22 protein-coding genes are annotated in these 22,240 nt (G+C 72.4%); 12 read left to right on the top strand and 10 right to left on the bottom strand.

Annotated features, from left to right (window positions below; all coding sequences use genetic code 11):
• Nucleotides 1-192: 192 nt before the first annotated feature.
• Nucleotides 193-1,176 carry a LysR family transcriptional regulator gene (locus tag ACFWAR_RS27675; RefSeq protein ID WP_385782537.1) on the bottom strand — a complete coding sequence of 328 codons (984 nt, stop codon included), beginning with the start codon at nt 1,174-1,176 and terminating at the stop codon, nt 193-195.
• Nucleotides 1,177-1,388: 212 nt separating this feature from the next.
• Here ACFWAR_RS27675 and snpA point away from each other — a divergent pair, with 212 nt between their 5' ends.
• Nucleotides 1,389-2,054: a snapalysin gene (gene snpA, locus ACFWAR_RS27680; RefSeq protein WP_385782540.1), complete on the top strand. Its 666-nt coding sequence runs from the start codon at nt 1,389-1,391 to the stop codon at nt 2,052-2,054.
• Between the two features lie 163 nt (nt 2,055-2,217).
• Here snpA and ACFWAR_RS27685 read toward each other — a convergent pair whose 3' ends face one another.
• The 3 genes from ACFWAR_RS27685 to ACFWAR_RS27695 form a co-directional block, all read right to left on the bottom strand.
• On the bottom strand, nt 2,218-2,802 hold the full coding sequence (locus ACFWAR_RS27685; protein ID WP_385782688.1) for a GNAT family N-acetyltransferase: 585 nt from the start codon (nt 2,800-2,802) through the stop codon (nt 2,218-2,220).
• Between the two features lie 142 nt (nt 2,803-2,944).
• A complete protein-coding gene (locus ACFWAR_RS27690; RefSeq protein WP_385782543.1) occupies nt 2,945-4,021 on the bottom strand; it encodes a family 2 encapsulin nanocompartment cargo protein polyprenyl transferase in 1,077 nt (358 codons plus the stop codon).
• A 25-nt stretch (nt 4,022-4,046) separates the two neighbouring features.
• Nucleotides 4,047-5,459 carry a family 2B encapsulin nanocompartment shell protein gene (locus ACFWAR_RS27695; protein ID WP_385782546.1) on the bottom strand — a complete coding sequence of 471 codons (1,413 nt, stop codon included), beginning with the start codon at nt 5,457-5,459 and terminating at the stop codon, nt 4,047-4,049.
• Nucleotides 5,460-5,702: 243 nt separating this feature from the next.
• On the opposite strand from ACFWAR_RS27695, the gene ACFWAR_RS27700 reads away from it, so the two are divergent.
• The 4 genes from ACFWAR_RS27700 to ACFWAR_RS27715 all read left to right on the top strand — a co-directional run bounded on the left by ACFWAR_RS27700 (nt 5,703) and on the right by ACFWAR_RS27715 (nt 9,292).
• Nucleotides 5,703-6,176, top strand: a complete 474-nt coding sequence (locus ACFWAR_RS27700; protein WP_385782548.1) for an RrF2 family transcriptional regulator — start codon at nt 5,703-5,705, stop codon at nt 6,174-6,176.
• A gap of 153 nt (nt 6,177-6,329) precedes the next feature.
• Nucleotides 6,330-7,526: a globin domain-containing protein gene (locus tag ACFWAR_RS27705; RefSeq protein ID WP_385782551.1), complete on the top strand. Its 1,197-nt coding sequence runs from the start codon at nt 6,330-6,332 to the stop codon at nt 7,524-7,526.
• 203 nt (nt 7,527-7,729) lie between these two features.
• A complete protein-coding gene (locus ACFWAR_RS27710) occupies nt 7,730-8,320 on the top strand; it encodes an N-acetylmuramoyl-L-alanine amidase (protein ID WP_385782554.1) in 591 nt (196 codons plus the stop codon).
• A 57-nt stretch (nt 8,321-8,377) separates the two neighbouring features.
• Nucleotides 8,378-9,292: a 1-aminocyclopropane-1-carboxylate deaminase/D-cysteine desulfhydrase gene (locus tag ACFWAR_RS27715; RefSeq protein ID WP_385782556.1), complete on the top strand. Its 915-nt coding sequence runs from the start codon at nt 8,378-8,380 to the stop codon at nt 9,290-9,292.
• Between the two features lie 149 nt (nt 9,293-9,441).
• Here ACFWAR_RS27715 and ACFWAR_RS27720 read toward each other — a convergent pair whose 3' ends face one another.
• Complete coding sequence (locus ACFWAR_RS27720; protein WP_385782558.1) at nt 9,442-11,019, bottom strand: Na+/H+ antiporter; 1,578 nt, start codon at nt 11,017-11,019, stop codon at nt 9,442-9,444.
• 66 nt (nt 11,020-11,085) lie between these two features.
• Between ACFWAR_RS27720 and ACFWAR_RS27725 the strand changes: the two genes are divergently transcribed.
• The 3 genes from ACFWAR_RS27725 (at nt 11,086) to ACFWAR_RS27735 (ending at nt 13,084) form a co-directional block, all read left to right on the top strand.
• Nucleotides 11,086-11,346, top strand: a complete 261-nt coding sequence (locus ACFWAR_RS27725) for a UBP-type zinc finger domain-containing protein (RefSeq protein ID WP_385782561.1) — start codon at nt 11,086-11,088, stop codon at nt 11,344-11,346.
• Nucleotides 11,347-11,561: 215 nt separating this feature from the next.
• The gene (locus ACFWAR_RS27730) at nt 11,562-11,975 is read left to right on the top strand and encodes an anti-sigma regulatory factor (RefSeq protein ID WP_283448400.1); all 414 of its coding nucleotides are present in this window, start codon (nt 11,562-11,564) and stop codon (nt 11,973-11,975) included.
• Nucleotides 11,972-13,084: an RNA polymerase sigma factor SigF gene (locus ACFWAR_RS27735; RefSeq protein ID WP_385782564.1), complete on the top strand. Its 1,113-nt coding sequence runs from the start codon at nt 11,972-11,974 to the stop codon at nt 13,082-13,084. Before ACFWAR_RS27730 ends, ACFWAR_RS27735 begins: the two co-directional genes overlap by 4 nt.
• A gap of 5 nt (nt 13,085-13,089) precedes the next feature.
• Here ACFWAR_RS27735 and ACFWAR_RS27740 read toward each other — a convergent pair whose 3' ends face one another.
• Nucleotides 13,090-13,527: a hypothetical protein gene (locus ACFWAR_RS27740; RefSeq protein ID WP_354382404.1), complete on the bottom strand. Its 438-nt coding sequence runs from the start codon at nt 13,525-13,527 to the stop codon at nt 13,090-13,092.
• Between the two features lie 94 nt (nt 13,528-13,621).
• On the opposite strand from ACFWAR_RS27740, the gene ACFWAR_RS27745 reads away from it, so the two are divergent.
• Nucleotides 13,622-14,590, top strand: coding sequence for a diacylglycerol kinase family protein (locus ACFWAR_RS27745; RefSeq protein ID WP_354382403.1), 969 nt, complete (start codon nt 13,622-13,624; stop codon nt 14,588-14,590).
• 319 nt (nt 14,591-14,909) lie between these two features.
• Nucleotides 14,910-15,167: a WhiB family transcriptional regulator gene (locus tag ACFWAR_RS27750; protein ID WP_004937597.1), complete on the top strand. Its 258-nt coding sequence runs from the start codon at nt 14,910-14,912 to the stop codon at nt 15,165-15,167.
• A 180-nt stretch (nt 15,168-15,347) separates the two neighbouring features.
• Here the strand turns inward: ACFWAR_RS27750 and ACFWAR_RS27755 are convergent, their stop codons facing one another.
• Both ACFWAR_RS27755 and ACFWAR_RS27760 read right to left on the bottom strand, forming a co-directional pair.
• Nucleotides 15,348-16,817, bottom strand: coding sequence for a sensor histidine kinase (locus ACFWAR_RS27755; protein WP_385782691.1), 1,470 nt, complete (start codon nt 16,815-16,817; stop codon nt 15,348-15,350).
• 349 nt (nt 16,818-17,166) lie between these two features.
• Nucleotides 17,167-17,778, bottom strand: coding sequence for a TetR/AcrR family transcriptional regulator (locus ACFWAR_RS27760; RefSeq protein ID WP_385782567.1), 612 nt, complete (start codon nt 17,776-17,778; stop codon nt 17,167-17,169).
• An 82-nt stretch (nt 17,779-17,860) separates the two neighbouring features.
• Here ACFWAR_RS27760 and ACFWAR_RS27765 point away from each other — a divergent pair, with 82 nt between their 5' ends.
• Nucleotides 17,861-18,622 (top strand): SDR family oxidoreductase, encoded by a 762-nt coding sequence (locus tag ACFWAR_RS27765; protein WP_385782570.1) that lies wholly within the window; start codon nt 17,861-17,863, stop codon nt 18,620-18,622.
• Between the two features lie 8 nt (nt 18,623-18,630).
• Here ACFWAR_RS27765 and ACFWAR_RS27770 read toward each other — a convergent pair whose 3' ends face one another.
• Nucleotides 18,631-19,677 (bottom strand): SIS domain-containing protein, encoded by a 1,047-nt coding sequence (locus ACFWAR_RS27770; protein ID WP_385782573.1) that lies wholly within the window; start codon nt 19,675-19,677, stop codon nt 18,631-18,633.
• Nucleotides 19,678-19,884: 207 nt separating this feature from the next.
• Here ACFWAR_RS27770 and nagB point away from each other — a divergent pair, with 207 nt between their 5' ends.
• Nucleotides 19,885-20,670: a glucosamine-6-phosphate deaminase gene (gene nagB, locus ACFWAR_RS27775; protein WP_385782576.1), complete on the top strand. Its 786-nt coding sequence runs from the start codon at nt 19,885-19,887 to the stop codon at nt 20,668-20,670.
• A gap of 77 nt (nt 20,671-20,747) precedes the next feature.
• On the opposite strand, the gene ACFWAR_RS27780 is transcribed toward nagB, so the two are convergent.
• Nucleotides 20,748-22,238 (bottom strand): glycoside hydrolase family 3 protein, encoded by a 1,491-nt coding sequence (locus tag ACFWAR_RS27780; RefSeq protein WP_385782579.1) that lies wholly within the window; start codon nt 22,236-22,238, stop codon nt 20,748-20,750.
• Between the last annotated feature and the right edge of the window lie 2 nt (nt 22,239-22,240).

A 22,240-nucleotide genomic window follows, 5' to 3' on the forward strand; every position in this document is an offset into this window, starting at 1 on the left:
GTGCTCTCGGCGTGCCGACCGGAAGCCCGTGTACTGGACGTACTCGGGTTTTCGGTCGGTGCGGCGAGAGTGCGTGCCGGGCGCCGCGACGCCACAGACATCCGTCAGACACCCCCTAGACCGCCGCACGCACCGAAGGCCCCGCCGGGGCACACCCCGGGCCCCCCGCCCGGCGTCGCCGGTGGAGAATCGTTACGCCGCTTCGGCCTCCGCCTCCGCCCCGGCGCCCGCACCCACCTCCACGTCCGCCTCCAGCAGCGGGCTCTCGTGGTGGTGGAGCCAGGCGCGGTAGGGCGGGGTGCCCAGCGCCGCCTCGCGGTAGGCCGCGCGCAGGTCCTCGTAGACCTCCGCGTGCGCCCCGGGGCGGGTGGCCAGCAGCAGGCGCACGGCGAGCGGGTCCCCGTACAGCGGGCGGATCGCCATGTCCTCGCGCGGCCCGGAGGTCGGCTGGCAGGGGGCGACCGCCTCGCCGGAGGCGATCAGCGACGCGGCGGTGTGGTAGTCGGCGTGGAGCACCGGAGGGTGCAGCCCGGCGCCCGCGAGGACCCGCCGCAGTCCGTCCCACTCGCCGTCGACGGAGGGGTCCACCGTCCACCGGTCGGTGGCGAACTCCCGTAGCTCCACCACCGGCCGGCTGGCCGCCGGATGGTCCCGCGCCATCGAGACGAACTGCGGCTCGCGCTCCATCAGCACGTGCACCTCCAGCCCCGACGGCACCCGCAGCGGGAAGCCCTCCACCTCGTGCACGAAGGCCACGTCAAGCTGTCCCGAAGCCACCATCCGCAGCAGCGCGTTGGCCGAGACGTCCACCACGAGCGAGGTGTCGGTGTCCGGCAGCCGCCGGTGCAGCCTGCGCAGCCAGCCCGGCAGCGCGCTGCTGGCGGTCGAGCCGATCCGCAGCCGCGGCCCGTGGGCGAGCGCGCGCGCCTCGGCCACCAGGGCCGCCATGTCCTCCAACAGGGGTCTCGCCCGGCCGAGTACGGTCCGCCCGAAGGGAGTGGGCCGGCACCCCGTGCGCTCGCGCAGGAACAGCTCGCCGTCCAGGGCCCTTTCGATCCGCCGCAGTTGGGTCGTCAGGGAGGGCTGGCTCACCCCGAGCTGCCGCGCCGCCTTGTGCAGGCTGCCGGCGTCGGCGATGGCGCACAGCGCGCGCAAGTGCCTCACCTCGAGCTCCATGTCCCGAGAGTAGGGCGGCTCCCGTGGACCGCACCAGCCACTGATAGCCCCCCGAATCCCGCCATTCTCACGGAAGTTGCCCTGCCGAAATCTCGCCGATAGTCCCGCGCTATCGGCCGCTGACATCATCCGCCGCCCGCTCCGGCTCCCGCAGACTCCGGTACCGAACGACCCTCCACCCCCCACCGCACCGGATGAGCAGGAGCCCCCACATGCGCCACTCCCGACGAACCGTGCTCGCCTCCGCCGCAGGACTCGGCCTCGCCGCCGCCCTCGGCGTCCTCCCCGCCACCAGCGCCAGCGCCGCCCCGGCCGCCGCCCCCACCGGCAGCCCGGCGTCGTACGCGGCCTACGAGCGCTCCACGGAGAACGCGAACGCCAACCGCGCCTTCTTCGAGGCCGTGCAGCGCTCGGTCGCCGAACAGCGCGCCGCGAGCCCGGGCCTGAAGGCGGTCACGGTCACCTACAACACCCGCAACGCGCCCAGCTTCCGCAGCCAGATATCCCGCTCCACGCAGATCTGGAACTCCTCCGTCTCCAACGTCAAGTTGCAGGAGGTGTCCTCGGGCGGGAACTTCTCGTACTACGAGGGCAACGACCAGCGCGGCTCGTACGCCAGCACCGACGGGCACGGCCGGGGCTACATCTTCCTCGACTACGCGCAGAACCAGCAGTACAACTCCACCCGCGTGACCGCCCACGAGACCGGGCACGTCCTCGGGCTGCCGGACCACTACTCGGGCCCGTGCAGCGAGTTGATGTCGGGCGGCGGACCCGGCACGTCGTGTCAGAACACCAACCCGAACTCCGCCGAGCGCTCCCGCGTGAACCAGCTGTGGGCGAACGGCGTCGCCTCGGGCCTGGGCACCAAGGGCTGATCGGGCCCGGCCGCACGGGGGGCGGCCCGGGCTCCCGCCAGGGACCCGGGCCGTCCGCGGCCGCCGGATCGGACCGTCCGGCTCCTTGAGCGAGCGCTCCTGCCCCACCAGGGCGCCGCTCAGGGGCACCCCGCCGCCCCCCGCGCCCCACGGGGACCGGAAGTCAGCGCGGCTTGCGCCACATCGGCCACATCAGCGGGCCGTCGGGCAGCTGTACCGCGGTGCCGGTGAACTCCCACCCGAGCCGCTCGTAGAGCCGCATGCTCCGCTCGCTGCTGGCCTCCAGGTAGGCCGCCACGCCGTCCCGGTCGCAGCGCTCCAGCACGGGGCGGATCAACTCGGTGCCCAGCCCCTCCCCCTGCCGGGCCGGGTCGACCGCGATCATCAGCAGGTACTCGTGCTCCTCGGACGTGGGGTGCGCCTCGCCCATGAGCCGACCCACCAGCTCGCACCGCTCGTTGTCCGGGTCCGCGGCCTCGCGCATGCGCGCCGGCACCTCGTCCTCGCCCTCCGGTTCGCCGGCCGGGATCCGCAGCCACAGCGCCGCGGCCGAGCCGTCTGCCGCGCGGTCGATCCGCCCCTCGGCCAGGGCCACGTCGACGAAGACGCCGAGGAACGCGGCGTGCACCGCGCGCCGGTGCTCCGGCTCCGGGAAGACCCAGGTGCTGACCGGATCGTCGAAGAAGGCCGCGTCGAGCAGTCGCGCCACCGCGTCCCGGTCCTCCGGTCCGCCGGCGCGTATCTCCATGACCGTCTCCGCACCCATCAGCCTCACCTTTCGCCACGCGTAACAACCTTGCGCGATCCTAGAGTTGGGCCGGGGCAGCGGAAAGGCCGGTTCCAGCACCTTGCGGTACCGGAACCGGCCTCCTGCCGTCCGCCCGCGCGCCTCAGCGCGTCCGGCGGGTCACGAACTCGGCCAGGGCCAGCAGCCCGTCCGCCGCGCCGGGATCCGGCACGGCCCGGGCGAGCTGCTGCACGGCCCGTCCCATCCGGTCGGCGGCGTGGGCCTGCGCCCAGTCCCGCCCACCGGCCCGCTCCACCGCGTCCGCCGCCCGGCGCACGTCGGCCCCCTCCATCGGACCGGCGTACAGGGCGGCCAGTTCGGCTCCCGCCGCGGTGCCCGAGGTGAGGGCGGCCACGACGGGCAGGGACTTCTTGCGCGCCCGCAGATCGGCGCCCGCGGGCTTGCCGGTGTGCTCCGGGTCCCCCCAGATGCCGATCAGGTCGTCGATCAGCTGGAAGGCCAGTCCGGCCTCCCGGCCGAACGCGTCCATCGCGTCGACCTCCTCGGGGCCGGCCCCGGCGTAGAGCGCCCCGAGGGCGCAGGCACAGCCCAGCAGCGCCCCCGTCTTGGCCATGGCCATGGACAGGCACTCGTCGAGCGAGACGCTCTCGCGGCGCTCGAAGCCGATGTCCGCCTGCTGCCCGCCGCACAGTTCGATGACGCAGGCCGAGAGCCGGGCCGAGGCCCGCCCCGAGGCCGGGTGGGGATCTTCCGCGAGCTGCTGGAGCGCCAGCGCCATCATCGCGTCACCGGAGATGATCGCCTCCGGCACCCCGAAGACGCTCCAGGCGGTGGCCCGGCCGCGCCTGCGCACGTCCTCGTCGATCACGTCGTCGTGCAACAGGGTGAAGTTGTGCGCCAGTTCCACCGCGATGGCCGCCGGTACGGCGTCCTCCGCGTGCCCGCCCAGCGCCTGGGCGGACGCGAGGACCAGGGCGGGCCGGATGGCCTTGCCCGGCTGGCCCGCGGCCGGGGTCCCGTCGGCCTGTTCCCAGCCGAAGTGGTACATGGCCACGCTGCGCATCGAGCCGGGCAGGCCCTCGACCGTACGGCGCAGTCGCGGGTTGACCGTTTCTCTTGTCCTGGCCAGCAGGAGCGCGGCCTCCTGCCCGTCGCCGGGCGCCGCCTCCGGGCCGGTCGCCGCCCCCTCGCCGACCGGCCGTTCCTCGGTGGCCGTCATGCCGTCGTCCCCCCGGCCCGCCCGCTCAGCGCCAGCGCCCGATCTCGACGTTCTCCAGCACGCCGAGGGCGTCCGGCACCAGGACCGCGGCCGAGAAGTAGGCGGTGACCAGGTAGGAGATGATCGCCTGCTCGCTGATCCCCATGAACCGGACCGACATGCTCGGCTCGATCTCGTCGGGGATCCCGGGCTGGTGCAGGCCGATCACACCGCCGTCGTCCTCGCCGGTGCGCATGCACAGGATGGAGGTCGTACGGGCGTCACTGACCGGGATCTTGCTGCTCGGGAAGATCGGCACGCCGCGCCAGGACGGCACCCGGTGGCCGCCGATGTCGATCGACTCCGGGTACAGGCCGCGCTTGTTGCACTCGCGGCCGAAGGCGGCGATGGCCTTGGGGTGGGCGAGGAACATCTTGGACCCGCGGCGCATGCTGAGCAGCTGGTCCATGTCGTCGGGGCTGGGGGCGCCGTCGTGCGGCTGGATCCGCTGGTCGTACTCGGCGTTGTGGAGCAGGCCGAACTCGCGGTTGTTGATCATTTCGAATTCCTGGCGCTCGCGCAGCGCCTCGACCGTGAGCCGCAACTGCTCCTCGGTCTGGTTCATCGGCTGGTTGTAGAGGTCCGCGACGCGGGTGTGCACCCGCAGGACGGTCTGGGCGATGCTCAGCTCGTACTCGCGGGGCCTGGCCTCGTAGTCCACGAAGGTGCCGGGCAGGACGGCCTCGCCGCGGTGACCGGCGGAGAGGTCGATGGCGGCCTCGCCGTGCTTGTTGGTGTCGTGGGCCGGCTGGGAGCGCACCTGCTCGACGTGGGCCCGGAGCGAGTCCACCCGGTCGGCGAGCAGCTGGAAGTCCTGGCGGGACAGGACGAGGGCGGTGCCGGAGGTGGCGGCGCGGGCGGTGTACTCCCAGATCGCCTCGTCGTCGGTGAGCGCGTTCTCCCCGAAGTACGCGCCGTCGGCGACCGTGCGCAGGACGGCGTCCTCGCCGTAGGGGCCCGGGCCGATCTGGTCGATCCGGCCGTGGGCGAGCAGGAACACCCGGTCCGCGCTGTTGCCGAAGGAGGTCAGCTCCTGGCCGGCCTCGAAGTCGACCTGCTGGCAGCGCTGGGCGAGCTCGGTGAGGACGTCGAGGTCCTCGTACTCGCGCAGCAGGGGCAGTTCGCCCAGCTCGGCCGGGATCACCTGGACCTGGGTACCGGTCTTGATGAACTCCACGCGGCCGTCGCCGACGGTGTAGGTGAGGCGGCGGTTCACCCGATAGGTGCCACCCTGCACCGAAACCCACGGCAGCATCTTCAGCAGCCACCGCGAGGTGATCTCCTGCATCTGCGGCTTGGACTTGGTGGTGGTTGCCAAGTTCCGCGCGGCTGCTGTCGCGAGACTGCGCTGCGGCTGCTGAGGCTGGGCCTCGGACTCGGAACCTGCCTGGACCGACATGTGTTTCCCTTTCGATCACTCCATGGGTCTGCGAGTGAAGCCTTGCAGCACGGAGTGTGGTGGGACCATTACACAAAAGGGTGGGACTACTCCGTCCGGGGGATGGGCATGGTGATGGGTCCCCACGCGCCCCACGCCCCTCTGGGACCCCATCGGTTCCGGCCACCCCGTTCCCGTTCCGCGCCGCCGCCACCCCGCCCCCTTTAACTTGCCTGCCAGATGCAAGTTTTCTAGAGTGTCGGCATGCGCCTCACCCGATTCACCGACCTGGCACTGCGCGTCCTGATGCGCCTGGCCGTCGAGGAGACGGACCTCCCCACCACCCGCGAGGTGGCGGCCGCGATGGAGGTGCCCTACACGCACACCGCCAAGGTGGTCGCGAAGCTGCAGCACCTGGGGCTGGTCGAGGCGCGGCGCGGACGCGGCGGCGGGCTGGCGCTCACGGCCGCCGGGCGCTCGGCATCCGTCGGCGGGATCGTCCGCGAGCTGGAGGGCGCGGGGGACGTCGTCGACTGCGACGGCACGGTCCCGTGCCCGCTGCGCTCCGCGTGCATCCTGCGCGGCGCGCTGCGCCGGGCCCAGGAGGCCTTCTTCGCCGCACTGGACCCGCTGACGGTGAACAGCCTGGTGGCGGCCCCGACCGGGCCGCTCCTGCTGGGTCTCGGCAGCGGCGCCCCCGTCGCGGCCGCCCCGGGGGCCCAAAGTCCCGGGCGATGAGGGCCGGTTGGCCGGTTCGGGACGGCCGTCCGGCCGCCTAGCCTGACCCCGAGGGGTCGTTCGAACGGAATTCCGCACCGCGGCGGAGTTCCCTCCACCCTTAAATATGAGTTTCATATACCACTTACGGTATCCACTACGCGAGGTGCACCAGTGCTGTCCGAGAAGTCGACCACCACCGTCCGCGCCACCCTGCCCGCCGTCGGGGCGGCGATCGGTGACATCACGGAGCTCTTCTACACGAAGCTGTTCGCCGCCCACCCGGAGCTGCTGCGCGACCTCTTCAACCGCGGCAACCAGGCCGCCGGTCTGCAGAAGCAGGCGCTGGCCGGCTCCATAGCCGCCTTCGCCACCCACCTGGTGGAACACCCGGACGTGCGCCCCGACGTGATGCTGCACCGCATCGCCCACAAGCACGCCTCGCTCGGCGTCACCCGCGAGCAGTACCCGGTCGTCCACACCCACCTCTTCGCCGCCATCGTCGAGGTGCTGGGCGAGGCGGTCACCCCCGAGGTGGCCGCGGCCTGGGACGAGGTCTACTGGCTGATGGCGAACGCCCTCATCGCCATCGAGGAGCGGCTGTACGCCGAGCAGCGGGTGACGGCCGGTGACGTCTGGCGCGAGTGGACCGTCGCCGCCCGGACCGAGGAGACCGCCGACTGCGCCACCTTCCACCTCACCCCCGCCGACGGCGCCCCGGCGCCGGACTTCAAGCCCGGCCAGTACGTCTCCGTCCAGGTCGCCCTCGCCGACGGCGCGCGCCAGATCCGCCAGTACAGCCTCTCCAGCGCCCCCGGCGCGCCCACCCGGTCCATCACCGTCAAGCGGGTGCACGGCCCGGCGGCCGCGGGCCCCGACGGCGAGGTCTCCGGCCACCTGCACGCCCACGTCCGTCCCGGCGACCGGCTGCGCGTCTCGGCGCCCTACGGCGACCTGGTCCTGCGCGACGCGGGAGCGCCGCTGCTGCTCGCCTCGGCCGGGATCGGCTGCACCCCGATGCTGTCGATGCTGGAGCACCTCGCCGACACCGGCCACGCGACCCCCGTCACCGTCGTGCACGCCGACCGCTCCCCCGCCGACCACGCCCTGCGCACCGACCACCGGGCGGTCGCGGGCAAGCTCGCCGGTCCCGAGGCCCTGTTCTGGTACGAGGCCGAGCCCGAGGCGGGCGACCGTGCGGGCCGGGTCGACCTGACGGACGTCCCCGTCGCTCCCGGCACGCAGGCCTACCTCTGCGGGCCGCTGCCCTTCATGCGGGCGGTGCGGGAACAGCTGCTGGCCAAGGGCGTGGCGGCGGCCGACGTCCACTACGAGGTGTTCGGCCCCGACCTGTGGCTCGCCTCGGCCTGACGGCCACCCGGGGCACGTGGGGTGCGAGGGCTGTGCGGGGCGATCGGGGCGGCCGGGGCCAGAGTCCGAATGTCCGGATCGGCTCGTACACGACTCGTACGCCGTACGAACGACCTGGCTCCGCGAGGATCCCCTCCGCTACATCCATTGCGTAACGAGACGGACACGCAAGGTGACCGTCGCGCACCGCAGAGGAGGTGGCCGTGGCCGCACCCATGTCCGCCGACCGGTTCATCAGGGCACTACGGGGCGAGGAACTGACCGTCGTCGAAGTCGGCTCCTGGCGCACCCACAACCGCAACCACAAGGGGCCCTGGGGCCCGGTCAACGGCGTGATGATCCACCACACCGTCACGCACGGGACCAAGTACACCGTCGAGATCTGTCGCGACGGCTACGACGCGCTTCCCGGCCCGCTGTGCCACGGGGTCATCACCAAGGACGGCACGGTCCACCTGGTGGGCTACGGCCGCGCCAACCACGCGGGGGCCGGCGACGGGGACGTCCTGGCCGCGGTGATCGCCGAGAAGCTGCTGCCGCCGGACAACCAGGCCGACACCGACGGCAACGCCCGCTTCTACGGCTTCGAGTGCGAGAACCTCGGCGACGGCGAGGACCCCTGGCCCGAGGTCCAGCTCGACGCCATCGCCCGCGCGGCGGCGGCCCTGTGCCGGGCGCACGGGTGGACCGCCCGCTCGGTCATCGGCCACCTCGAATGGCAGCCGGGCAAGATCGACCCGAAGGGGTTCACGATGCGGTCGATGCGGGACCGCGTCACGGAGCTCCTGAAGTGACCCCCCGGGGCGCGGGCCGCCGGCCCGCGCCCCGGGCACACCGCACACAATGGGTGGGTGAGCCACCCAGTCGACCCCGACCCCGCCGACCTCCTGCGAACCCGGCCGCCGTCACCGCTGGTCGAGGTGGACGACGACCGGTTCGAGCGGTACGGCGTCCGGCTGCTGCTGAAGCGGGACGACCTGGTCCATCCCGAGCTGCCCGGCAACAAGTGGCGCAAGCTCGCGCCGAACCTGCGGGCCGCGCTGGCCGGGGGGTACGGGTCGCTCGTGACCTTCGGCGGGGCCTACTCGAACCACCTGCGGGCCACCGCCGCCGCCGGGCGGCTCGTCGGGATGTCGACGGTCGGGGTGGTCCGCGGCGACGAACTGGCCGACCGCCCCCTGAACCCCTCCCTGGCCCGGTGCGCGGCGGACGGCATGCGGCTGCACTTCGTGACCCGGTCGGCGTACCGGCGCAAGGCCGAGCCGCAGGTGCTGGCCGGGCTGCTGGCCGATGCCGGTGCGGCGGGGGCGTACGTCGTCCCCGAGGGCGGCAGCAACGCCCTCGCCCTGGCGGGCTGCGCGGAGCTGGGCGGCGAGCTGCGGGGGCTGACGGACGTGGCGGCCGTGGCGTGCGGGACGGGCGGGACCCTGGCGGGGCTGGCGGCCGGGCTCGGTGCCGGGCAGCGGGCGCTGGGGGTGCCGGTGTTGCGGGGCGGGTTCCTGGCGGCCGAGATACGTGCCTTGCAGGCGGCGGCGTACGGGGGGCCGCGGGGGGACTGGGCCCTGGCCGAGGACTTCCACCACGGTGGGTACGCGAAGGTGCCGGTCGAGCTGGACGCCTTCGCGGCGGACTTCGAGGAGCGGCACGGGGTGCCGGTCGAGCGGGTCTACGTGGCGAAGCTCCTGTGGGCCCTGACCCACCTCCTGCCCGGCGGCACCTTCCCCCCGACCACCCGCCTGACGGCCGTCATCACCGGCCCCCCGTAGCCCCGGCGGACCCCCTGTCCTCAAACGCCGGACGGGCTGGATCAGCTGCGGCCCAGCACCGAACGTCTCCGACAAGCGGCCCCACACCAGCCCGTCCGGCGATTGAGGACCCGCCGGAGGCAGGACCGGCACGGCCGACACCGGCCCGGCTAGGCGTCCTCGCGGTAGGCCGCCGCTTCTTCCAGGTCCAGCCGCCGCAGCAACGCCCGCAGCATCTCGTCGTCGATGCGCCGCTGGTCGCGCAAGGTCACGAAGACCTCCCGCTCGGCCTCGATCATCTCCCGCGCCAACCGCCGGTAGACGTCGTCCGCCGACTCCCCCGTCACCGCGTTGACCTCGCCCAACCGCTCCCACACCGCATTGCGCCGCCGCTCCAGCACCGTCCGCAGCCGCTCGGCGAGCGGCGGCGGCAGCGCGTTGGACGGGTCGGCCAGCAGCTCGGCCAGGCGCTCCTCCGCCGCCCGCGAGGCCTCGCTCTGGGCCTGCGCCTCGGCCAGCGTCTCCGCGTGCGCGTCCCGCGGCGGCAACCGCAGCAGCCGGATCAGCGGGGGCAGCGTCAGCCCCTGGACCACCAGGGTCGCGATCACCGTCGTGAAGGTCAGGAACAGGATCAGGTTCCGGTGCGGCACCGAGATCGGCACGGAGAACGCGATGGCCAGCGACACCACCCCCCGCATCCCGGCCCACCCCACGACCACCGGCGCCTTCCAGTTCGTGTCCGGCTCCCGGCCCCGGATCCGCCCCGACAGCATCCGCGGCAGGAAGGTGGCGGGGAACACCCAGGCGAACCGCGCGACGACCACCACCAGGAAGACGAACACCGCGTACCAGGCCGCCGCCCCGCCCTCGTACTGCGCCAGCCCCTTGAGGACCACCGGCAGCTGGAGCCCGATCAGCGCGAAGACCACCGACTCCAGCACGAAGGCGACCACCCGCCACACCGCCTCCTCCTGGAGCCGCGTGGCGAAGTCGACCTGCCAGTTCCGGTGCCCCAGGTACAGGCCGACGACCACCACGGCCAGCACCCCGGAGGCGTGGACCCGCTCGGCCGCCGCGTACGCCACGAAGGGGATCAGCAGCGACAGCGTGTTCTGCAGCAGCGGTTCCCGCAGCCGGGTGCGCAGGTGGTGGATCGGCACCATCAGCACCAGGCCGACGCCGACCCCGCCGACCGAGGCCAGCAGGAACTCCGTGATGCCCTCCGACCAGCCCGCGCCGACGCCGACCACCGCGGCCAGCGCCACCTTGTAGGCGGTGATCGCGGTGGCGTCGTTGACCAGGGACTCACCCTGGAGGATGGTCGTCATCCGGTTGGGCAGGCCGAGCCGGCGCGCGATCGCCGTGGCCGCCACCGCGTCCGGGGGCGCGATCACCGCGCCCAGCACCAGCGCCACCGGCAGCGAGAGGTCCGGTACGACCAGGTAGGCGGCGTACCCCACGGCCACCGTCGCGAAGAGCACGTAGCCCACCGAGAGCAGCGCGACCGGCCGCAGATTGGCCCGCAGGTCCAGGTACGAGCTGTCCACCGCCGCGGTGTGCAGCAGCGGCGGGAGCAGCAGCGGCAGCACGATGTGCGGATCGAGGGCGTAGGACGGCACGCCCGGGACGTACGCGGCGATCAGCCCCGCGGCGACGAGCAGCAGCGGCGCCGGGATCGGCGTCCGGCGGGCCAGCCCGGCAACGGCGGCGCTCCCCGCCACCAGTGCCACCAGCGGCAATACCTCCATCGAAGATCCATTCTGAGTCGTCTTTGAGTCGTCGCGCGCCCGCACCGTCGTCGTACGCTGGCCATCATGAGCGAGTGCACCCACGTTCCCGAACTGCCGCGCCCCGAGCCCGTCCCGCTTGCCCCCACCTGTCCCGAATGCGAGGTGCTGGGCAGTCATCCGGTGCAGCTGCGGCTGTGCCTGGAGTGCGGCAACGTGGCCTGCTGCGACTCCTCGCCGCACCGACACGCGACGGCGCACCACGAGAAGACCGGACATCCGGTGATGCGCAGCTTCGAACCGGGCGAGAGCTGGCGCTGGTGTTTCGTCGACGGTTCGATCGTCTGAGGCGGGGTAGGTCAACCCTCCGCCGGTTCCCCTGATTTGGGCCCGCAGACCCCTAGCCACTGTGCGTCCCCATTGGCCTACCATCAGTCACTGGCCGTAGGCGGGGGTGTTCCGAGGGTGCACTGCCGTCGGTCCGTGAGGGGTGCCGCGACACGATCGCCCGGATCGCGATAGCGTCACCGGCGAACACAGCTCGTACCACCTTGGAGGTGAGGGTGTCCCAGATCGCAGGCGAGCCCGGGACCCAGGACTTCGTGGAAGTCCGGCTGCCGGCTGCGGGTGCCTACCTGTCGGTGCTGCGTACGGCCACGGCCGGACTCGCAGCACGTTTGGACTTCACCCTCGACGAGATCGAGGACCTCCGCATCGCGGTGGACGAAGCCTGCGCGATCCTGCTCCAGCAGGCCGTGCCAGGGTCCGTCCTCAGCTGCGTCTTCCGCTTGGTGGAAGGCTCGCTGGAGGTGACCGTCTCGGCACCGACCACGGACGGACGTGCGCCGGAGCGCGACACGTTCGCCTGGACGGTGCTGTCGGCCTTGGCCGGCAAGGTCGAGGCCACGGTCGAGGAGGACCGCACGGTCAGCATCAGTCTCTACAAACAGCGCGGCGCGGGACCAGGCCCGGCGTGAGCGGCGGGGAGACCCCGGTACGGGGCGGGGAACGGCCCCGAGTACGACATGAGGTCGACGGCGGCATCCCGGAGCAGCACAACGCCCGGCCGCACCCGGCCGAGGCGGATGCGGAAGACGGCTTTTCGGACTCGGCGGAGCGACGGGCGGGCCCCATGAGCGAGACCCAGCAGGACGAGCCACAGCACGACGGGCCACGGGACGACCGGCCGCTGGACGCCGCCGCGGACGGCGTGGCGGACGACGTGGCGGCACCGACGGATCCGGACGCGGCGGCCGTGGCCGCCGAGGTCCTGGCCTCGGACATCGTGACGGAGCCCGAGGAGGTGCGGGAGGTCCGCGACACGCGCGACCCGCGCGACCGCAGTGCCGCCCGGGCCCTCTTCGTCCAACTCCGCACCCTCCCGGAGGGTTCCCCGGAGCGGGCGGAACTGCGCAACCGGCTGGTCCGGATGCACCTGCCCCTGGTCGAGCACCTGGCGCGGCGCTTCCGCAACCGCGGGGAGCCGCTGGACGACCTGACCCAGGTGGCGACGATCGGCCTGATCAAGTCGGTGGACCGCTTCGACCCCGAACGCGGGGTCGAGTTCTCGACCTACGCCACCCCGACGGTGGTCGGCGAGATCAAGCGGCACTTCCGCGACAAGGGCTGGGCGGTACGGGTCCCCCGGCGCCTCCAGGAGCTGCGCCTCGCGCTGACCACGGCCACCGCGGAGCTCTCGCAGCAGCACCAGCGCTCGCCCACCGTGCACGAACTGGCGGAGCGCCTCGGCATCTCCGAGGAGGACGTGCTGGAGGGGCTGGAGTCGGCCAACGCCTACAGCACCCTCTCGCTCGACGTCCCGGACACGGACGACGAGTCCCCGGCGGTCGCGGACACGCTGGGCTCGGAGGACGAGGCGCTGGAGGGCGTCGAGTACCGCGAGTCCCTCAAGCCGCTCCTGGAGGGGCTGCCACCGCGGGAGAAGCGGATCCTGCTGCTGCGGTTCTTCGGCAACATGACCCAGTCGCAGATCGCGCAGGAGGTCGGCATCTCGCAGATGCACGTGTCCCGGTTGTTGGCCCGCACCCTGGCCCAGCTCCGGGAGAAGCTCCTCGTCGAGGAGTAGGACGCTCAGGCGGCGTCGCGCGGCCCGATGCCCAGGGCCTGCGTCGTCGCCGGGTGGACCAGCAGGGCGACGACGGCCACCGCCGTCAGCACCAGCGCGATCCCGGCGGCCATCATCGCGCCCCCGGTGTTGAACAGCGTCCATGCCACCGGCAGCGCCATCAGCTGGGTGATCAGCGCCGGGCCGCGGCTCCAGCGGCGGCCCAGGCGCAGCCCGCGCGCCGCGATCAGCGGCAGCGCGGCGAGTGCCAGCAAGGTGATCCCGCCGGTCTCGGCCTGCTGCGGGGAGTCCGGGTTCCCGGCGATGCCCACGAACAGCATGTAGACGCCGAGCCCGGCCAGGGCCAGGCCCTCCAGCGCGGTGAGCGCGGCGGCGGCGGTCAGTCGGCCGGGCGGGGTGGCTGCGGCGGACGGTCCGGGGGCGGGGGTCTGCTTCGTACTCACCCCAGCAGGGTAGCCGCGCGCCGCGGGCCCCCGACCTGACGGTCAGGACCGGGCAGTGCGGTGAGCATTACTGGGGGTGGGTAGTCTGCTGCTCATGCGTGCACTTCTCGTGGCCAACCCAGCAGCGACGACCACCAGTGCGCGCACGCGTGACGTCTTGACCCACGCCCTCGCCAGCGAGATGAAGCTGGAGGCGATCACCACCGAGTACCGCGGGCACGCCCGGGACCTGGGACGGCAGGCCGCCGAGAGCGACGACATCGACCTCGTGGTGGCCCTGGGCGGCGACGGCACGGTCAACGAGGTGGTCAACGGACTGCTGCACAACGGGCCGGATCCGGACTCGCTGCCCCGACTGGCCGTGGTGCCGGGCGGCTCCACGAACGTCTTCGCCCGCGCCCTGGGACTGCCCAACGACGCGGTCGAGGCGACCGGCGCGTTGCTGGACGCGCTGCGCGAGCGCCGCGAGCGGACGGTCGGCCTGGGTCTGGCGGAGGGCGCGCCGGGCACGGAGGACGAATCGGTGCCGGCCCGCTGGTTCACGTTCTGCGCGGGATTCGGCTTCGACGCGGGCGTCGTCGGCCGGGTGGAACAGCAGCGGGAGCGCGGCAAGCGTTCGACGCATGCCCTGTATGTACGACAGCTCCTGCGCCAATTCTTCGAGGAACCGAACCGCCGGCACGGCACGGTCACGCTGGAGCGCCCCGGCGCGGATCCCGTGACGGATCTGGTGCTGTCGATAGTGTGCAACACGTCACCTTGGACGTACCTGGGCAATCGGCCCCTCTACGCCTCCCCCGAGGCGTCGTTCGATACTGCGCTTGACGTACTCGCGCTCGACCGTTTGTCAACTCCGTCGGTCGCTCGCTACGCGACACAGCTCCTGACCTCGACTCCTGAGCGGGGCCCGCACGGAAAGCACGCGGTGTCTCTGCACGATCTGACCGACTTCACCTTGCATTCGAAGGTCCCGCTCCCGTTCCAGATGGACGGAGACCACCTCGGCCTGCGCACCAGCGTTCGGTTCACAGGCGTACGCCGTGCACTGCGTGTGATTGTGTGAGTAGAAGGGCCGAAAGTCCTTCCACTCGAACGCTTTAACGTCGGTCCACCCCTAGGAAGTACGGCTGTGACCTACTAGACACCGACGAATCCAAAAAAACTTTCCGGAAGGGGTTGTATCCCCGTCCGAGGTTTGCGAATCTCTACATGGCGATCGGGACAGCCCGCAGAACCCGGCACCCACACAGATCGCCAGAACCCCTCCACGAAACACGGACCACACCAGGTAACTGGGCGTCGGCCCTTCCCCCATCAGGGGATTCGTGAAAGCGTTCACATTCACAAGCAACCTGCCCGCAATACAAGGAGATGGAGCAGCCATGGACTGGCGTCACAACGCCGTTTGCCGCGAAGAAGACCCCGAGCTCTTCTTCCCCATCGGCAACACCGGTCCTGCGCTGCTGCAGATCGAGGAAGCCAAGGCCGTCTGCCGCCGTTGCCCCGTCATGGAGCAGTGCCTGCAGTGGGCGCTCGAGTCCGGTCAGGACTCCGGCGTCTGGGGCGGTCTCAGCGAGGACGAGCGCCGCGCGATGAAGCGCCGCGCCGCTCGCAACCGGGCGCGCAACGCAACCGCCTGATTTCGACTTTCGAGCCTCGAGCCGCAGCGCGTAGTACCCCGCATCAGCGCTCAGCAACATGCTCTTGAGCCCCGGACCGATAACCAATCGGTCCGGGGCTCAGTGCTGTGCCCCGCGCGATCGACCGATGCCCCGGTCACGCACGGTCACATGAAGGAAGCGGTCACGCAGGGTGACGGGTCACTTCTGCGGGCTGGCCGGTATGTCCAGGACGACCTTGGTGCCGCGCGTCTCCCCCGCCACCATGTCGAAGGTGCCGCCGAGTTCGCCCTCGACCAGGGTCCGTACGATCTGTAGCCCGAGGTTGCCGGCCCGCTGGGGGTCGAAGCCCTCGGGCAGACCGCACCCGTCGTCGAGCACGGTGATCAGCAGGCGCGCGTCGTCGCGACGGCTGCCGCTGCGCAGTGCGGTCACCTCGACGGTGCCGCCCTCGCCCTGGACGAAGGCGTGTTCCAGTGCGTTCTGCAGGATTTCCGTCAGCACCATGGACAGCGGCGTCGCCACTTCGGCGTCCAGGATGCCGAACCGGCCCGTGCGGCGGCAGGCCACGTTGCCCGGGGAGATCTCGGCGACCATCGCGATGACGCGGTCGGCGATCTCGTCGAACTCGACCCGCTCGTCCAGGTTCTGAGACAGCGTCTCGTGCACGATCGCGATCGAACCGACCCGTCGCACCGCCTCGTTGAGCGCCTCGCGCCCCTGCGGCGAATCCATTCTCCGGGCCTGTAGGCGCAGCAGCGCGGCCACCGTCTGGAGGTTGTTCTTCACCCGGTGGTGGATCTCCCGGATGGTCGCGTCCTTCGTGATCAATTCCCGTTCGCGACGGCGCAGTTCGGTGACGTCGCGGCACAGGACCAGCGAGCCGATCCGGGTGCCCTTGGGCTTGAGCGGGATGGCGCGCAGCTGGATGACCCCGGTGCTGCCCTCGACCTCGGTCTCCCGCGGGGCCCAGCCGCTGGCCAGCTTGACCAGGGCCTCGTCCACCGGGCCCCGGGAGGGGGCGAGTTCGGCGGTGGTGTTGCCCAGGTGCTGGCCCACCAGGTCGGAGGCGAGGCCGAGCCGGTGATAGGCCGAGAGGGCGTTGGGGGACGCGTAGGTCACCACGCCGTCCGCGTCGAGCCGGATCAGGCCGTCGCCGACCCGGGGCGAGGCGTCCATGTCGACCTGCTGCCCCGGGAAGGGGAAGGAGCCCGCCGCGATCATCTGGGCGAGGTCGGAGGCGGACTGGAGGTAGGTCAGCTCCAGTCGGCTGGGTGTACGCACAGTGAGCAGGTTGGTGTTGCGTGCGATCACGCCGAGGACGCGGCCCTCGCGCCGGACCGGGATCGACTCGACGCGGACCGGCACCTCCTCGCGCCACTCCGGGTCGCCCTCGCGCACGATCCGGCCCTCGTCGAGGGCCGCGTCCAGCAGCGGGCGGCGGCCGCGCGGCACCAGGTGGCCGACCATGTCGTCCTGGTACGAGGTCGGACCGGTGTTCGGGCGCATCTGGGCGACCGAGACGTAGCGGGCGCCGTCCAGCGTGGGAACCCACAGCACGAGGTCCGCGAAGGAGAGGTCGGAGAGCAGCTGCCACTCCGAGACCAGCAGATGGAGCCACTCCAGGTCGGTTTCACTGAGAGCGGTGTGCTGGCGTACGAGGTCGTTCATGGAGGGCACGCTGCGAGGGTACCCCGGGCTCGGGCCATGACTTTCCCCACCGGGATTACCCAGGAGTACCCAGGAGCGGTCGACTCCGCGTAATGTTGGAGGAAGTGACGGGATCCGAGGACCCGCCATTGGATGGACAGAACAGATTGGTCTAGTCCACAATTGCAGAAGAGCTTCCGCCCTCCCCGCACAGGAGGACGGATCGAGGTAAGCCGCGCGTTCTGCCCTGACCGCGTCGGCACCTCCCACCGGCCGCCGGGCACCGCACACCCGACCGGCCGTTAGTACTCCGGGCTACGGTGCCGGACGGGCTGAGGGTCCCGTCCCGGCACCGTGGCCCAGAGGAACGTCACGGGGCCGTCGAGGACTCCTCCGGCCAGGCCGCCATCGCGAGCGCCGCCACCGCTTCCAGCTCCGCCCGGGTCGCCCCGTCGCGCGACTGCTGCGACATCCCCTGGAGCACCGCCCCGCAGTACCGGGCCAGCGCCACCGCGTCGGTGTCCGCGGGCAACGCTCCGGTGGCGACGTCCGCCCGGATCCGGCTCTCGAACAACGTCAGGTTCGCCTCGCGCCTCACCCGCAGCGCTTCGGCCACCTCGTCGGCGGTGGTGTTGACGGCCGCGCTGATCACCATGCAGCCCGGCGGGTGGGCCGGGTCGGTGTAGACCTCGGCGGCCTCGTGCAGGATCCGCGCCACGGCCGCGCGGGCCGTGGGCTCCTCGCCCAGGGCCACCGCGGCGAAGTCCGCGTACCGGTTGCCGTAGACCACCACGACCTCGTCGAAGAGCTTGCGCTTGTCGCCGAAGGCCGCGTAGAGACTGGGCGCGCCGATCCCGAGGGCGCGGGTCAGGTCCGCGATGGAGGTCGCCTCGTAGCCGCGCTCCCAGAAGGCGAACATCGCCTTGCCGAGGGCTTCGTCGCGGTCGAAGGAGCGGGGCCTGCCGCGCTGTCCGGTCACCATGCCCCGATTCTATAGCGGGCGCTACGGAATCTGGTACGGTCCTTTCTGTAGCGACCACTAGCGATTGCGGAGGGGGGCACCCATGGGCGTGCTCGAAGGTAGGACGGCGCTGGTCACGGGCGGTAGTCGGGGGATCGGACGGGCGGTGGCGCAGCGGCTGGCGCGGGACGGGGCGCTCGTGGCCGTGCACTACGGACGCGACGGGGACGCGGCCGCGGAGACGGTCGCCGCGATCACGGCGGCGGGCGGTCGGGCCTTCGCCATCGGCGCGGAATTCGGCGTGCCGGGCGACGCGCAGGCGCTCTGGGCGGCGTACGACGCGCATCCGGAGCACACCGAGGGCGTCGACATCCTGGTCAACAACGCGGGGGCCGCCACCTTCGCGGGGATCGAGGACACCGACGAGGAGACCTGGGACCGGGTCCAGGCGGTCAACGCGAAGGCGCCGTTCTTCGTCATCAAGCACGGGCTGGCGCGGCTGCGCGACGGCGGTCGGATCGTGAACGTGACGGGCACCCCGGACATCGCGCTGCCGGCCATCTTGGCCACGATCACCGCCAAGGGCGCCGTGAACGCGCTGACCCGTTCGCTGGCCGCGCACCTCGCGCCGCGCGGCATCACCGTGAACTCGGTGGGTCCGGGGATCACCGAGACCGACCTGAACGCGGCCTGGCTCGCCGATCCGGCGGCCCGGGCGCACGCCGCCTCCCGCTCCGTCTTCGACCGGGTGGGCACGGCGGCGGAGATCGCCGACGTGGTGGCCTTCCTGGCCTCGGCCGACTCCCGCTGGGTGACCGGCCAGCACCTGAACGCGACGGGCGGGCTCCAGCTGGCCCTGCTCTAGCTCTCGCTCTAATGCGTCTCGGTGACCTTCGCCAGGGCGCGCGGGGCGTCCGGGTCCTGGCCCCGGGCGATGGTCACCTCATGCGCCAGCAGTTGGAGCGGCAGGATCTCCAGCAGCGGCTGGAGGGCCTCCGGGACGCCGTCGCCCGGCAGTGCGAATCCGCTGGTCGCGGCGGCGACGCGGGCCCGTGAACCGATCACGCACAGGTCGGCGCCGCGCCCGCGCAGCCGGTCCAGGACCGGTTGCAGGGCCTCGCCGCCGCGTCCGTCGGGGACCACCGCGATCACCGGGAAGATGTTGTCGACCATGGCGAGCGGGCCGTGCAGCAGGTCGGCGCCGGAGTAGGCGAGGGCGGCGATGTACGTCGTCTCCATCAGCTTGAAGGCGGCCTCGCGCGCGGTCGGGTAACCGAATCCGCGCGAGGTGACGACCATGCGCTCGGCGAAGCGGTAGCGGGCGGCCAGGGTGCGCACCTCGTCGCGCCGGGCCAGCACCTCCTCGGCGAGCGCGGGCAGCCCGCGGGCCGCCGGGACGCCGTCCGCCTCGCGCAGGGCCTCGCTGAAGAGGTACAGGGCGAGGAGGGAGGCGGTGTACGACTTGGTCGCGGGCAGCGCCTTCTCCGGGCCGGCCAGTACGTCGATGCGGTGCTCGCAGACGGCGGCGAGCCCGGAGTCGGGGTTGTTGGTGACGGCCAGGGTCACGGCGCCGGCGGCGCGCGCGGCGAGGGCGGAGGCGATCAGGTCGGGCGAGCCGCCGGACTGGCTGATGACGATGACCAGCACCCCGTCGAGGCGGGGGCGGGAGCCGTAGGCGGTGACCGTGGACATCGAGCTCAGCCCGCAGGGCAGGCCGTGGTCGACCTCCAGGAGGTACTTCGCGTAGAGCGCGGCGTGGTCGGAGCTGCCGCGGGCGGCGAGCAGCACGAAGCGGGGGCGCTGCGCGGCGATGGCCCTGGCGGTTTCGCGGATCGGGGTGGCGGCGTGGGTCAGGATGCGTTGCCAGGTCGCGGGCTGCTGGCCGATCTCGGCGGCCATCATCGTCCCGGGTCGTTCCATCCCCCCAGTCTCCCCCGCCACCCCAAACCCCGCCCGGGCACGCCACCATCCAGCCTCGCCGGCGAGGCTGAGGTGGGGCGCCCCCGTGGGGGCGTCGTTCCGCAGGACGGGTGGGGAGAAACGGCTCACCATGGGAGGCGGCAGAAGGGCACGGCTCTGCTAGATTGGTCTATACCACACGTACCTTCTCAGATCGGCAGGCAAAGCGTGGAAGTTGTCATCGTCCCGAACGCCAGGGCAGGCGGAGAGCTCATCGCGGAGGCCATGGCGGCCCTCGTCCGCCGCAAGGCCGACGCACTGCTCGGCGTGGCGACCGGCTCTACCCCGCTGCCCATCTACGAGGCCCTCGCGGCCAAGGTCAAGGCCGGCGAGGTCGACGCCTCCCGCGCCCGGATCTGCCAGCTCGACGAGTACGTCGGCCTCCCCGCCGGGCACCCCGAGTCCTACCGCGCCGTCGTGCTGCGCGAGGTCGTCGAGCCGCTCGGCCTGTCCGAGGCCTCCTTCATGGGCCCCGACGGCTCGGCCGAGGACATCGTGGGCGCCTGCGAGGCGTACGACCGCGCCCTCGCCGCGGCCGGCGGCGTGGACCTCCAGCTGCTCGGCATCGGCACGGACGGGCACATCGGCTTCAACGAGCCCTGCTCCTCCCTCGCCTCCCGCACCCGGATCAAGACGCTGACGGAGCAGACCCGCGTCGACAACGCGCGCTTCTTCGACAACGACATAGAGCAGGTCCCCCACCACGTCATCACCCAGGGCATCGGCACCATCCTGGACGCCCGCCACCTGGTGCTGCTGGCCACCGGCGAGGGCAAGGCCGAAGCGGTCGCGCAGACCGTCGAGGGCCCCCTGTCCGCACTGGTCCCGGCCTCCGCGCTGCAGCTGCACCGGCACGCGACCGTCGTCGTCGACGAGGCCGCCGCCTCGAAGCTGAAGCTGGCCGACTACTTCCGCCACACCTTCGCCAACAAGCCCGCCTGGCAGGGCCTGTAGTCCGTGGGCAGGTGAACGCACGAAAGGCCGGGCGCCCCCGTGACGGGTGCCCGGCCTTCCGCGTACGCGGGGGGTGGTCAGGCCCCCGCGATGACCTCCGCCGCTGCCTGTCCGCAGACCCGCGAGGCCCCGTGCGTCTCGATGTACAGCGCGCCGCGCGAGCGCTCCCGCGGCAGCCCCATCTCGACGACGACCGTGTCGGGCCGGGCCGCGACCAGCGCGTCCAGGGCCGTGGCCATCCAACCGTGCCGGTGCGCGTCGCGGACCACGGCGACGACCGTACGGTCGCCCGCCGCCGCCAGGATCTCCTCCACCGGCGACTCCTCCCCGAACTCGCCCGAGGCGGTGTCGGGGAGCAGCTCGGCCAGGGCCGCCGCCACGCCCCAGGGGGTCTCGTCGCCCACCGCCATGTTCGGCGCGGGCGCGAGCGTCGCGACGTACGGCGCGCTCACGGGCGACCGGGTGCCGCTCACCCGCAGGGCGCGGCGGGCCGCTTCCAGACCGATGCCGGGCGCGCTCCCCTCCTGCCGCGCGCCCGGCGCCCCGGCCTCGCGGACCTCTCGGGTCCAGGCGGCGAGGGCGCGCACCCGGGCGGCGGCGTCGGCGAGCCGCTCCTGCGGGAGGGCGCCCTCGCGGACGGCCTCGACGAGCGCGTCGCGCAGGCCGAGCACGGTGGCCTCGTCGCAGAGGCCGCCGCCGACGCAGATCGCGTCGGCGCCCGCGGCGATGGCGAGGACGGTGCCCCGCTCGATGCCGTAGGTGGCGGCGATGGCCTGCATCTCCATGCCGTCGGTGATGATCAGGCCCTCGTAGCCGAGTTCCTTGCGCAGCAGGCCGGTGAGGATCTGCGGGCTCAGGGTGGCCGGCCGGGTCGGGTCGAGCGCGGGCACCAGGATGTGCGCGCTCATCACGGCCTTGGTCCCGGCGGCGATGGCGGCCTTGAAGGGCACCAGTTCGCGGGCGTAGAGGGTGTCGAGGTCCGCGTCGATGCGGGGCATCGCGTGGTGGGAGTCCACGTTGGTGTCGCCGTGCCCCGGGAAGTGCTTGGTGCAGGCGGCGACTCCGGCGGCCTGGAGCCCCTCGACGTAGGCGGCGGTGTGCCGGGCCGCGAGATCGGTCTCGGCGCCGAAGGACCGTACGCCGATGACCGGGTTGTCCGGGTTGGAGTTGACGTCCGCGGACGGTGCCCAGTTGAGGTTGACCCCGCACTCGGCCAGGCGCCGGCCCAGCTCGCGGGCGACGTCGTGGGTGAGCGCGGTGTCGTCGACGGCGCCGAGGGCCAGGTTCCCGGGGAAGGAGGAACCGCCGCGCACCTCCAGGCGCGTGACGTCACCGCCCTCCTCGTCGATCGCGACGAGTACGTCGTCCCGCACGGCCCGCAGTTGGGCGGTGAGCGCGCTGAGCTGCTCGGCCGAGACGATGTTGCGGCCGAACAGGCCCACGGAGGCGAGGCCTTCGCCGACCAGGCGCAGCACCCAGGCGGGGGCGGTGGTGCCTTCGAAGCCGGGCTGGAGCACCGCGAGGGCGTCACGGGTGATCGTGTCGGTGCGTTCTGCGAGGACAGTCATGG

Origin of the sequence: Streptomyces sp. NPDC059917 (genome assembly GCF_042730635.1) — a bacterium.
GTDB lineage: Bacteria > Actinomycetota > Actinomycetes > Streptomycetales > Streptomycetaceae > Streptomyces.